The 12,645-nt window shown below is 70.5% G+C and carries 10 protein-coding genes and 1 pseudogene; 7 read left to right on the top strand and 4 right to left on the bottom strand.

Going from position 1 to position 12,645, the window contains the following annotated elements; all coding sequences use genetic code 11:
* Nucleotide 1: 1 nt before the first annotated feature.
* A complete protein-coding gene (locus ACZ7FF_RS22140) occupies nt 2-478 on the bottom strand; it encodes a hypothetical protein (RefSeq protein ID WP_470813971.1) in 477 nt (158 codons plus the stop codon).
* Between the two features lie 349 nt (nt 479-827).
* On the opposite strand from ACZ7FF_RS22140, the gene ACZ7FF_RS22135 reads away from it, so the two are divergent.
* From ACZ7FF_RS22135 to ACZ7FF_RS22120, 4 genes are all read left to right on the top strand, one after another.
* The gene (locus tag ACZ7FF_RS22135; RefSeq protein ID WP_470813970.1) at nt 828-2,888 is read left to right on the top strand and encodes a M4 family metallopeptidase; all 2,061 of its coding nucleotides are present in this window, start codon (nt 828-830) and stop codon (nt 2,886-2,888) included.
* A gap of 251 nt (nt 2,889-3,139) precedes the next feature.
* Nucleotides 3,140-4,801: a M4 family metallopeptidase gene (locus ACZ7FF_RS22130; RefSeq protein WP_470813969.1), complete on the top strand. Its 1,662-nt coding sequence runs from the start codon at nt 3,140-3,142 to the stop codon at nt 4,799-4,801.
* A gap of 75 nt (nt 4,802-4,876) precedes the next feature.
* A complete protein-coding gene (locus ACZ7FF_RS22125; protein ID WP_470813968.1) occupies nt 4,877-5,398 on the top strand; it encodes a DUF1990 domain-containing protein in 522 nt (173 codons plus the stop codon).
* 130 nt (nt 5,399-5,528) lie between these two features.
* Nucleotides 5,529-6,353 carry a M55 family metallopeptidase gene (locus tag ACZ7FF_RS22120; RefSeq protein ID WP_470813967.1) on the top strand — a complete coding sequence of 275 codons (825 nt, stop codon included), beginning with the start codon at nt 5,529-5,531 and terminating at the stop codon, nt 6,351-6,353.
* Nucleotides 6,354-6,395: 42 nt separating this feature from the next.
* Here the strand turns inward: ACZ7FF_RS22120 and ACZ7FF_RS22115 are convergent, their stop codons facing one another.
* Both ACZ7FF_RS22115 and ACZ7FF_RS22110 read right to left on the bottom strand, forming a co-directional pair.
* A complete protein-coding gene (locus ACZ7FF_RS22115) occupies nt 6,396-7,280 on the bottom strand; it encodes an RpnC/YadD family protein (protein ID WP_470813966.1) in 885 nt (294 codons plus the stop codon).
* Between the two features lie 33 nt (nt 7,281-7,313).
* A pseudogene (locus tag ACZ7FF_RS22110) lies at nt 7,314-7,728 on the bottom strand (ATP-binding protein).
* A 203-nt stretch (nt 7,729-7,931) separates the two neighbouring features.
* Here ACZ7FF_RS22110 and ACZ7FF_RS22105 point away from each other — a divergent pair.
* Together ACZ7FF_RS22105 and ACZ7FF_RS22100 are read left to right on the top strand one after the other, a co-directional pair.
* Nucleotides 7,932-8,768 carry a helix-turn-helix domain-containing protein gene (locus tag ACZ7FF_RS22105; RefSeq protein ID WP_470814213.1) on the top strand — a complete coding sequence of 279 codons (837 nt, stop codon included), beginning with the start codon at nt 7,932-7,934 and terminating at the stop codon, nt 8,766-8,768.
* An 8-nt stretch (nt 8,769-8,776) separates the two neighbouring features.
* Entirely contained in the window at nt 8,777-8,959 is a 183-nt protein-coding gene (locus tag ACZ7FF_RS22100; protein WP_470813965.1) for a DUF397 domain-containing protein, read from the top strand.
* On the opposite strand, the gene ACZ7FF_RS22095 is transcribed toward ACZ7FF_RS22100, so the two are convergent.
* On the bottom strand, nt 8,956-11,574 hold the full coding sequence (locus ACZ7FF_RS22095) for a glycosyltransferase family 1 protein (protein WP_470813964.1): 2,619 nt from the start codon (nt 11,572-11,574) through the stop codon (nt 8,956-8,958). The genes ACZ7FF_RS22100 and ACZ7FF_RS22095 overlap by 4 nt on opposite strands.
* 329 nt (nt 11,575-11,903) lie before the next feature.
* Here ACZ7FF_RS22095 and ACZ7FF_RS22090 point away from each other — a divergent pair.
* Nucleotides 11,904-12,645: maltotransferase domain-containing protein (locus ACZ7FF_RS22090; protein WP_470813963.1), on the top strand; the 742-nt coding region annotated here is incomplete at its 3' end.

Below are 12,645 nucleotides of genomic sequence, written 5' to 3'. Positions count from 1 at the left end.
GCTACCGGGTCCCCCGCGCGCCCGCTCCCCAGAGCCAGTTGCGCCGGCGCGCCCGGCCCACGACGTCGGCGCCGTGCGCGCCGGCCACCACCGTCATCACCGGCCACAGCAGGAAGGTCACCGCGACCTCCGCGTACCCCACGTCCGTACCCACGGCGACGACGAGCAGGTCGGCGGGGTAGAGCAGCGCGCCCAGCGCGCCCCCCACCAGGGCGAGCCCCCGGGTGCCGGTGAACGCGCGGGCTGCGAGGGCCAGTCCGCCAGTGAGCATCAGGCCGATCAGCAGCCCGGCGAGCACACTGCCGCCGACCAGCAGGCCGCAGTACCGCAGATCGGTGACGGCGAGCCCGGTGTCCCCTCCGCGGAGGAACTCGACCACGGCGACGGCGAGGCAGAGGGCGGCCCAGGGCAGGACCGGCGCCCCCGCTACAAGGAGGCCGACCCGCAGCCCGCGTCCCAGTGTTCCCCGCCCGTCCATGCACGCCCCCCGTTCGACCGCCCCCACGGCACCGCACCCTAACCCGGCGCCCGCGCTCCCACGTCCGCCCGTCACCACGCCACCACGCCACCAACGGTCCGCATACCGAACATGAACATCCGGTCAACGAACCATTTCCGGCCAAGTTTGTGACGCGGTCCTGACAGGTGCGGGGGATTCCTGCCACTCTTCCCACGGCCGTCTCACAGCATCCCCACAGCTTCACCCCCACAGGCCGTGGACGGCCCTGCACGTGGTTCCGCGTAACGCCTGTTCTGCCCGGACGCCCCAACCCACCGTCCGGTCTCCCCTGGCCGCGCGACCCGCGGTCACGCAGAAGGAGTCAGTGTTGAGAAGCAATTCCTCTCGCGGACGCACCTCCCACACCCCGCACCGCCCCCTCCCCCACAGCCGCACCGCCACCGTCGCACTCGCCGGTGTCGCCGCCCTGATCGCCGCCGCCGTGCAGACCGGCGCGGCCAGCGCCGCACCGGCCGCGAGGCCGGGGGCCGGCAAGGCCGACCCGGCGCACACCGCCCTGCGGCTCACGCCCTCCCAGCGCGCCGAGCTGATACGCGGGGCGAACGCCACCGAGGCCGCCACCGCGCGGTCTCTCGGGCTCGGCGCCAAGGAGAAGCTCATCGTCAAGGACGTCGTCGAGGACGCCGACGGCACCGTCCACACCCGCTACGAACGCACCTACGCGGGCCTGCCCGTGCTCGGCGGCGACCTGGTCGTGGACTCGCGCTCGGGCAAGACCATGGAGGTCATCCGCGCCACCAGCGCCACGCTGAAGGTCGCCGGCCTCACCCCGGCCGTGTCGAAGGCTTCGGCGGAGCAGCAGGCCGTACGCCGGGCGAAGGCGCTCGGCGGCAGCAGGCCGGCCGCGGACAGCGTCCGCAAGGTGATCTGGGCGGCGAGCGGCAGGCCGGTGCTGGCGTACGAGACCGTCGTCGGCGGCTTCCAGGACGACGGCACCCCGAACAAGCTGCACGTCATCACGGACGCGGCCACCGGCAGGAAGCTCTTCGAGTACCAGGGCATCGAGACGGGCGTCGGCAACACCCGGTACAGCGGCCAGGTGACGCTGACGACGACGCACTCGGGCTCGTCGTACACGCTGAACGACGGGGCGCGCGGCGGCCACAAGACGTACAACCTGAACCACGGCACCTCGGGCACCGGCACCCTGTTCTCCCAGAGCAACGACACCTGGGGCGACGGGACCAACACCAACGCCGCCACCGCGGGCGCGGACGCCCACTACGGCGCCCAGGAGACCTGGGACTTCTACAAGAACACCTTCGGCCGCAGCGGCATCAAGAACGACGGCGTCGGCGCCTACTCCCGCGTGCACTACGGCAACTCGTACGTGAACGCGTTCTGGGACGACAGCTGCTTCTGCATGACCTACGGCGACGGCTCCGGAAACAACGACCCGCTGACCGCCCTCGACGTCGCAGGCCACGAGATGAGCCACGGCGTCACCTCCAACACCGCGGGCCTCGACTACAGCGACGAGTCCGGCGGCCTGAACGAGGCGACCAGCGACATCATGGGCACCGGCGTGGAGTTCTACGCGGGCAACGCCTCCGACCCCGGTGACTACCTCATCGGCGAGAAGATCAACATCAACGGCGACGGCACCCCGCTGCGCTACATGGACAAGCCCAGCAAGGACGGCGGCTCCGCCGACAGCTGGTACTCGGGCGTGGGCGACCTGGACGTGCACTACTCCTCGGGCGTCGCGAACCACTTCTTCTACCTGCTGAGCGAGGGCAGCGGCGCCAAGGTCGTCAACGGCGTCAGCTACGACTCGCCGACCGCGGACGGGCTTCCGGTCACCGGCATCGGCCGGGACAAGGCGCTGCAGATCTGGTACCGGGCGCTGACCACCAAGTTCACCTCCACCACCGACTACGCGGGCGCCCGCACCGGCACCCTCGCGGCGGCCGGCGAGCTGTACGGCACCTCCAGCGCCGAGTACAAGGCGGTGCAGGACGCCTGGGCGGGCGTGGCGGTCGGTGCGCGCTCCGGCGGAGGCGGCGGAGGGGGAGGCGGAGGCGTGTACGACAACAACACGCCATTGGCGATCCCGGACAACGGGCCGGCGGTCACCTCGAACATCACGGTCACCGGCAGGACCGGGAACGCGCCGGGCAACCTCCAGGTGGGCGTCGACATCACGCACACCTGGCGCGGGGACCTGGTGATCGACCTCATCGGCCCGTCCGGCACCGCGTACCGGCTGAAGAACTTCAGCTCCTCCGACTCGGCGGACGACGTCAAGCAGACCTACACGGTCAACGCCGCCGCCGAACCGGCCAACGGAACGTGGAAGTTGAGGGTGCAGGATCAGGCCACATACGACACGGGCACGCTCAACGACTGGAAGCTGACGTTCCCGTAAACCGCACACCACAGGCCTGGTAACTCGGCGCCGTTCGAGGGTCCGGCACCCTCGGACGGCCCGCGTTAACACCCCCGCAACGTTTATCGGACAGACGGTTTTCAGCCAACATCACTTCAGGGACCTGACATGTACGCGTCCTTGATGTCACTCTCTCTCCACCCGCCGCAGCAGCACAGCAACTTCCCAACGCCACACTCTCCGGCCAGTAACCCCACGCTGACCGGACTCCCCCACGAGAAGGAGCTTGCGTGAGCCCCCTCTACGCGCGTCACAAGCGCACCACTCTGGCCATCGCCACCGCTGTCGCCGCCGGAGCCCTCATCTCCACCGGACTGGCCACGAGCGCCTCCGCCCAGACCCCGGCCGAGGCCGCCACCGCCAAGCCCCTGGCCGCCGCCCCCGCGGCGCTGTCGGTGGCCGCCCACACCGACCTGATCCGGCAGGCGCAGGCCGACGCGACCGACACGGCGCACAGGATAGGCCTTGGCGCCAAGGAGAAGCTGGTCGTCAAGGACGTCGTCAAGGACACCGACGGCACCGTCCACACCCGTTACGAGCGCACCTATGCGGGCCTGCCCGTGCTCGGCGGCGACCTGGTCGTGCACACCTCCAAGGCCGGCACGACCGAAGGCATCACCAAGGCCAACAGAGCGACCATCAAGGTGGCCTCGCTCAAGCCGCAGATCACCGCGGCCAAGGCCGAGAAGCAGGCGGTGTCCGCCGCCAAGACGCTCGGCTCCGCCAAGAGCGCCGCGGACGGCGCCCGCAAGGTGATCTGGGCCGGCTCCGGCAAGCCCGTCCTCGCCTACGAGACGATCGTCGGCGGCCTCCAGGACGACGGCACCCCGAACCAGCTGCACGTCGTCACCGACGCGGCCACCGGCAAGAAGCTCTTCGAGTACCAGGGCATCGAGAACGCGACCGGCACCGGCAAGAGCCTCTACTCCGGCACCGTCAGCCTCAGCACCAACCTGTCCGGGTCGACGTACCAGCTGTACGACACCACCCGGGGCGGTCACAAGACCTACAACCTGGCCCACAAGACCTCCGGCACCGGCTCGCTGTTCACCGACGCCGACAACGTCTGGGGCACGGGCACGGCCTCCAGCTCCTCGACGGACCAGACGGCCGCCGCGGACGCCGCCTACGGCGCGCAGGAGACGTGGGACTTCTACAAGTCCACCTTCGGCCGCAGCGGCATCAAGAACAACGGTGTCGGCGCCTACTCCCGCGTCCACTACGGCAACTCGTACGAGAACGCCTTCTGGGACGACAGCTGCTTCTGCATGACCTACGGCGACGGCGCCAGCAACACCCACCCGCTCACCTCGCTGGACGTCGCCGGCCACGAGATGAGCCACGGCGTCACCTCCAACACCGCGGGCCTCGACTACAGCGGTGAGTCCGGCGGCCTGAACGAGGCCACCAGCGACATCATGGGCACCGGCGTGGAGTTCTTCGCCAACAACGCCTCCGACAAGGGCGACTACCTCATCGGCGAGAAGATCAACCTCAACGGTGACGGCACCCCGCTGCGCTACATGGACAAGCCCAGCAAGGACGGCGGTTCGGCGGACTACTGGTCCTCCTCCGTCGGCAACCTGGACGTCCACTACTCGTCCGGCGTCGCGAACCACTTCTTCTACCTGCTGTCGGAGGGCAGCGGCGCGAAGACGATCAACGGGGTCTCGTACAACTCCCCGACGTCCAACGGCTCCACGGTCACCGGCATCGGCCGGGACAAGGCGCTGCAGATCTGGTACAAGGCGCTGACGACGTACTTCACGTCGACCACCAACTACAAGTCGGCCCGCGCGGGCACCCTGTCCGCGGCGTCGGCCCTGTACGGCTCCTCCAGCGCCGAGTACAAGGCGGTGGCCGCGGCCTGGTCGGCGGTGAACGTCAACTAGTTCCCCCCATGTAGGTAGGTGCCGGGCGGCACCCGGACGTAAGACGTCCCGGGTGCCGCCCTACCCTTGTGACCCATGTCCTCGGCGCCTTTCACCTACGAGCCGGTCGGCGCGACCCGCGACGACCTGACGTACTGCCCGCCCGGCTTCCGCCCCATGCTCGTCCGCACCCGCATCGGAGAGGGCCACGAGGTCTTCCGCCGGGCCGCGGAGGCGCTCCTCACCTGGGAGATGCACCGCGGCATGGGGGTGGGCATCGACGCGGGCGCGGACCGCGCGGCCCCCGACGTGGACGTCACCGTCACTCTCGCGGGCATCGTCAAGGCCCCCTGCCGCGTCATCTGGACCACGGAGGAGCCCCGCCGGGCCGGCTGGGCCTACGGCACCCTGGAGGGCCATCCCGAGTCCGGCGAGGAGGCCTTCGTCGTCGACCGCACCGGCGACGGCACGGTGTGGCTGACGGTCGCGGCCTTCAGCAGACCGGCCAAGTGGTACGCGAAAGCCGGCGGCCCGGCGACCCGGGGCTTCCAGCACGCCTACGCCCGCCGCTGCGGCAAGGTGCTGCGGGAGCTGTGCGCGCACCTGTCGGAGGAGTGACCCACCGGCGCGCCCTGCCCGTACCCTCCTGGCCGCGGTCGCGGACGCCGGCTACCGGGACTCCCGGCCAGGGTCGGTGATCGGCAACTGCACGCACTCGTTCAGTGGCGGACGTTGAGGGGAGCACACGGTGAAGGTCTTCATCTCGTCGGACATGGAGGGCACCGCGGGGGTCGTCGACTGGGAGCAGTGCCGGCCGGCGGGAGCCGAGTACGGCTACTACCGGGAGCTGCTGGAGGGCGAGGTCAACGCGGCGATCGAGGGCGCGGCGGCGGCCGGCGCGCGGGAGTTCCTGGTGAACGACTCCCACTCGGCGATGGCCAACCTGCGGCCGGACCGGCTGGCGCACCGGGCGCGTTACCTGTCCGGCCGGCACAAGCCGCTGTACATGATGCAGGGGCTCGACGCGTCGTTCGACGCGGCCTTCTTCGTCTCGTACCACGGCTCGATGTCCGGCGCCCCGGCCACGCTGTCGCACACGTACAACCCGCGTGCGATCGCCGAGGTCCGGCTGAACGGCACGCCGACCGGAGAGGCCGGGATCAACGCCCTGGTCGCGCTGGGGCACGGGGTTCCGGTGGTGCTGATCACCGGCGACGACGTCACCGCCGCGCAGGCGGGGCCGTTCTGTCCCGGCATCAGGGCGGCCGTGGTGAAGAGCTCCGTCTCCCGCTTCGCCGCGGACAGCCTGCATCCGGAGCAGGCCCGCGAGGTGATCAGGCACAACGCCGAGGCCGCGGTCCGGCAGCTGCCGGGCGCCCGGCTCCCCGCGATCACCCTGCCCGCCACCCTGACGGTCCGCTTCCGCAACGCCGACCTGGCCGAGATGGCGACCTGGATCAGCGGTGTGTCCCCCGAGGACGACCTCACGGTCCGCCTCCACTCCGACGACCCGATCCACCTCTACCGCACCTTCGTCACCGTGGTCCTGCTGACCCGGGGCATCGCCGAATAGGCCCGGCGGGCCCCGGGACGCCACGCCGGGCCCGATCCACGCTCACTCCTCGGCGAACAGCTCCGCCGCGTCCGTGGCGTGCACGGCCCGCTGGGCCCAGAGTTCCAGCCGGTCCAGGTCCGTGCAGCTCTCCACGCGCTCACGGACGGAGTCGGGCACAGGGATGTCGCGCCATTCCAGGACGCGGAGGATCATCTCGGCCTTGGCTTCCGCCCGGCCCTGTTCCCGTCCTTCCTCGCGCACCTGCTCGGCCAGCGGGTGGCGCCAGAAGTACTGGATCGCGGTCATCAGGTCCCTCCACATGTGCTTGGCCTGCGGGTCGGTCAGGCATGAGTCGACGAACTGCACGAAGACCGCGGCGGTGTCCGGGTCGATGGTCCGCAGGGCGGACGCCAGGGATTCCAGTATGGCCGCAGCCCCGGGCCCACGCCCGTGTGTCATGGCCGAGAGCACCGCGAGGGGTACGTCCCGTTCGGCCTGCCGCTCGTCCGCGATCACCGGCACGTTGTCCGGGCCCAGCACGAGCGGGCGTACCGTCAGCGAATCCCAGCCCTTGAAACCCAGCCGAATCGGGCGAGAAGCCCACTTGGCGGTGGCGCTGCTCTGGGTGATGACGATGAGCACCGGCTCGCAGCGGTACTTCTCGTACAGGTAGGACAGGTAGTACGGCCAGCTGCCCCGTTTGCGGTCGTCCACCTTCCCCTGCGACTCGACCACCAGCAGGTAGGTGCCCTCGTCCGTCTCCGCCCGCAGCAGCGTGTCCACCCGGCGCTCGACCGGTTCGATCTCCGTGAGGTCCACGTTCAGCGCCGCGATCTCCCGCGGCTCGGGGAAGGGCACGTTCAGCACCCTTTGTAACGCCCGCGTCAGCAGCGCCGGATCCTTCTGGAAGATCCGGTGCAACGCCTCGTGCGACGAGCCGACCATCAGCTCTCCTTCCTGTCCGACGTGATCAACGAGCTACGCCGCCGCGAGTTCGCACCACACGTACTTGCCCCGGTCCCCGAACCGTGCCGACGGCTTCCAGCCCCACACGTCCGCGCACGCCAGCACCAGGCCGAGGCCCCGTCCGTTCTCCGAGTCCGTCGTCCGCTCCAACGACACCGGCGGGTCCGGAGGCGCCGGGTCCGTGTCCCACGCCCCGATCCACACCACCCCCCTCCGGGGTACGGCGCACCCTCAGCGCCGCCGGCCCCTTCGTGTGCCGTACGGCGTTGGAGACCAGCTCCGCCGCCAGCAACTCCACCGTGTCCACCAGACCGATCAGGCCATGCAGCGTGAGAACCAGCCGCATCGTGCGACGGCACACCGTCACTGCTCTCGGGTCGTTGGGGATGTAGAGCGTGTAGTCCCAGGTCTCGGGGATTTCGGGCATGCGTCATCAACTCCGAGGAGAGGAAGAGGATTTCGGGAGCGGTGGCATTGCCGTGGCCGTCACGGCGGGACGGATCGGTGCGCTTCCGCAGTGTGTGCGTTGCGTCACCGACGGTAGGGCTAAAGATTTAAATTCCGCAAGTCGATCGCGTAATGTGACGCCCGAAAGAGTCGCGCCCCCAGGTGTGTTGGGAGTATCAGCGGATGGCGTTGAGGAGTGAGCCGACAGCGCGTCAGTTACGGCTGGCGGTCGAACTGCGAAGGCTCCGCGAGGCGGCGGGTCTCACCGCCAGGGAGGCGGCGGCCCTGCTCGGGGTCACCGCTCCGGTCGTCAGCCAGATCGAGTCCGGTATCGCGGGAGTGAGCGAGCAGCGGTTGCGCCGGCTGGCATCCCATTACGCCTGCACCGACCTGGAGTTCATCGACGCCCTGGTCACCATGGCCACCGATCGGACACGTGGCTGGTGGGAGGAGTACCGGGGTCTGCTCCCCACGTCTTTCCTGGACCTGTCCGAGTTGGAGCACCACGCTCGCCACCTGCGCCACGTAGCAATCCTGTACGTGCCGGGCCTCCTGCAGACGGAGGACTACTCACGTGCCGTGTTCTCGTCCAGGCTGCCAGAACTGACCAGCGAGGAACTTGAGCTGCGCATCCGACATCGAAAGGCGCGGCAGGAGTTCGCTGTCCCGTACGAGGCCGTGATCCATGAGGCGGCACTTCGGATCAGAGTCGGCGACCGTGCCACCTCAAGGGCCCAACTCATGCGGCTCCTGGAGCTCTCCGAAGCGGACCACGTCACCGTACGTGTCATTCCGTTCGACCTGGACGGCTTCGCCAGAGCGTCCAGCACGATGACGTACGTGGACGGCCCCCAGCCGAAGCTGGACACCGTGGTCCGCGACGCGCTCCACGGTTCAGCCTTCATTGATTCCGAGGCTCAGCTCAACACCTATCGAACGAGCTTCCGTAAGGTGAAAGGCGCGTCACTCGAACCCGAACGGTCACGCGCATTCATCCACAGGCTGGCGAAGGAACTGTGAGGAACCCCATGGACAACTGGCGGAAGTCTTCCTACTCAGGCCCCGGTGACGGCAACGAGTGCGTGGAGATCGCCACCCACCCCACCCGCATATCCATCCGCGACTCCAAGGACCCGGCCGCGGGCACCCTCACCGTTGCGGCCGGGTCGTTCGGTCTCTTTCTCGATGCGCTGAAGGCAGCCGCGCGTTAGCGCAGGAGTACTCCCGCGCCCTCCACCACGTCCTCCGGAGGTACCGTCACGAGGCCCAGGTCGGCCGCCGAGGTGAGGAGGCGGTGGGCCGGGAGGATGCGGACCGTGTAGCCGTAGGGGCCGGTGCGGTCGAGGGAGAGGGGGCCCTCGTAGACGCGGCGGCCCTCCAGGTCGGGCGCGCCCGTCGGCTTCAGCGGGACGACCGTCGCGTCGGTGATGCGGTCCTGCGCGTCGACCCGCCCGGACACCGCCTGGACCTCGACGTCGTCCGGGCTCAGCTCGCCGAGGCCGACCCGCACGCGCAGGCCCACCGTCGTGCCGAGTTCCGCCGTGGCCGTCGTCGCGGTCGTCTCGACGTGGTCGACGCTCACCCCGTGCCACGCGGCCCGCACCCGGGCCTTCCACTCGGCGAGGTCCCGCGCGGTGTCCGGGGTCAGCGCGCGGTGCGACTGGGCGGCCGGGGCGTACAGGCGGTCGACGTACTCGCGGACCATGCGCCCGGCCAGCACCTTCGGGCCGAGCAGGGTGAGGGTCTGGCGGACCATCTCGATCCAGCGGTCCGACAGCCCCCCGCGCCCGCGTTCGTAGAACCGCGGCGTGACCCGCTGTTCGAGCAGGTCGTAGAGGGCCGCCGCCTCGATGTCGTCGCGGCGGTCGACGTCCATGCCCGTGCCGTCCGCCGTGGGGATGGCCCAGCCGAAGTCGGGCTGGAACCACTCGTCCCACCAGCCGTCCAGGACGGACAGGTTCAGGCAGCCGTTCAGGGCCGCCTTCATACCGGAGGTGCCGCACGCCTCCAGCGGGCGCAGCGGGTTGTTCAGCCAGACGTCGCAGCCGGGGTAGAGCTTCCGCGCCATCGCCATGCCGTAGTCGGGCAGGAAGACGATGCGGTGGCGGACCCGCGGGTCGTCGGCGAAGCGGACGAGTTCCTGGACCAGGCGCTTGCCGCCGTCGTCCGCGGGGTGGGCCTTGCCGGCGACGACGATCTGGATCGGCCGCTCCGGATGGAGCAGCAGTTCCATCAGGCGGTCGCGGTCGCGCAGCATCAGGGTCAGGCGTTTGTACGACGGCACCCGGCGGGCGAACCCGATCGTCAGCACGTCGGGGTCGAGCGCGCCGTCGATCCAGCCCAGTTCGGCGTTGCCCGCACCGCGCTGCCGCCAGGAGGCCCGCAGCCGCTCCCGCACCTCCAGCACCAGCTGCTCGCGCAGGGTGCGGCGCAGCTCCCAGATCTCCTGGTCCGGGATGTCCGCGACCGGGTCCCAGCGGTCGTCGGCGCCGACGGTCAGCGCGTCCTCGGCCCGCTGGGCGCCGACCTGCCGGGCACCGAGCCGCAGTACCTCCGGGGCCACCCAGGTGGGTGCGTGCACCCCGTTGGTCACGGAGGTGATCGGCACCTCCTCGGCGTCGAATCCCGGCCACAGTCCCGCGAACATCTCCCGGCTGACCTGTCCGTGCAGCAGCGACACCCCGTTGGCCCGCTGGGCCAGCCGCAGCCCCATCACGGCCATGTTGAACAGGTTCGGCTCGCCGCCGGGGTAGGTCTCCATGCCCAGCGCCAGGGTGCGCTGCACGTCGATGCCGGGGAGTTCGGCGTCCGGCCCGAAGTGCCGGGCGACCAGTTCCCGGTCGAAGCGGTCGATGCCGGCCGGGACCGGGGTGTGCGTGGTGAACACGGTCCCGCCGCGCACGGCCTCCAGAGCGGACGCGAAGTCCGTTCCGGCGGCGCACAGTTCGGCGATCCGCTCCAGCCCGAGGAACCCGGCGTGCCCCTCGTTGGTGTGGAAGACCTCCGGTGCCGGGTGCCCGGTGAGCCGGCAGTAGGTCCGCACCGCCCGCACACCTCCTATGCCGAGCAGCATCTCCTGGAGCAGCCGGTGCTCGCTGCCGCCGCCGTAGAGCCGGTCGGTCACCCCGCGTTCGCCGAGGTCGTTCTCCTCCACGTCCGAGTCGAGCATCAGCAGCGGTACCCGGCCGACCTGCGCCAGCCAGACCCTGGCGTGCAGTGCCTTGCCGCCGGGCAGCGCGAGGGAGACCTGGGCCGGGGTGCCGTCGGCCTCCTTCAGCTGGGTGACGGGCAGTTCGTTGGGGTCGAGCACCGGATAGTGCTCCTGCTGCCAGCCGTCCCGGGACAGGCTCTGCCGGAAGTACCCGTGCCGGTACAGCAGCCCGACCCCGATCAGCGGTACGCCGAGGTCGCTGGCCGCCTTGAGGTGGTCGCCGGCGAGGATGCCGAGGCCGCCGGAGTACTGGGGCAGCGCGGCCGTGATGCCGAACTCCGGGGAGAAGTAGGCGACGGCTGCGGGCAGGCCCTCGGCCTGGGCCTGGTACCAGCGCTCGCCGGTCAGATAGTCGTCGAGGTCGTCGGCGACGGCGGTGAGGCGCCGCAGGAACCGGCGGTCGCCGGTCAGCTCGGCGAGCCGTGCCGGGCGCACGCGGCCCAGCAGCCGCACCGGGTCGCCCCCGGCCGCGGCCCAGGCCTCGGGATCGACGGACTGGAACAGGTCGCGCGTTTCAGCGTGCCAGGACCAGCGCAGATTGCGCGCCAGATCGCTCAGCGGCCGGAGGGGTTCGGGGAGAACGGGACGGACGGTGAACCGACGGATCGCCTTCACATTCCACCTCGACGCGTTGCGGGGTGAGACGCACGGCGCTGTACGTCTCGTCGTCACCCCCGACGGTAGTGGTTACCGGGGCGTCGGTGGGGACGTACCGGGCGGGGGTGTCGGGGCGTGGGGAGCGGGCACCGGGGCACTCGAACAAGAGGACCGGTCTTGTGCGTAGACATACGCGTGAGTAGTTAACAAAGTGCCGGATTGCCCACCCGAAAAGGGGGGGAAGGCTCCTCCGGTACACAACCCCACAGGCGTACCACAGCACCTCGCAGGACCCACCTCCCCATATCCATCCGCCCACACCCACGTTGACGCGGACAGGAGCGGTCATGCCCGCCAAGCACCACTCGTCAGTACCTCCGACCAACAGCAAGGCCAAGGCAGCGGCAAGGAAAAATCCGGGCAAGGACGCGGCAAAGCCGGCCGCCGAGGTGCCCGGGCAGTCAGGTCCGGGCGACTCGCCGCCCACACCCCCGGACACCACGCTCGGCCGCATTCCCGTTCTCGACGTACGCCCCGTGGTCCAGCGCGGGCGCCGGCCGGCCAAAGCGGTGGCCGGTGAGTCGTTCGAGGTGTCCGCCACGGTGTTCCGCGAGGGGCACGACGCCGTCTCGGCGAACGTGGTGCTGCGGGACCCGGCCGGCCGGCCCGGTCCCTGGACGCCGATGCGGGAACTCGCCCCGGGCACCGACCGCTGGGGCGCAACCGTCACCCCGGGCGAGCCCGGCCGCTGGACCTACACGGTGGAGGCCTGGTCGGACCCGCTCGGCACCTGGCGCCGCCACGCGCAGATCAAGATCCCGGCGGGCATCGACACCGACCTGGTCATGACGGAGGGCGCGCGCCTGTACGAGCGCGCGGCCGCCGGGGTCCCGGACGAGCAACGGCCGCTCGTGCTGGACACGGTGGCGGCCCTGCGCGCCGAGCACCGCCCGCCCGCCTGGCGCCTCGCGGCGGCGCTGTCGCCGGAGGTGCTCGCGGTGCTGGCCCGCTTCCCGCTGCGGGAGCTGGTCACCGCCTCGGACCCGATGCCCCTGCTGGTGGAGCGTGAACGGGCCCTGTACGGCTCCT

Source organism: Streptomyces sp. NPDC037126 (genome assembly GCF_055605965.1).
Note: the sequence above shows the minus strand (reverse complement) of the source record. Positions and strands in the feature narration are given on the sequence as shown.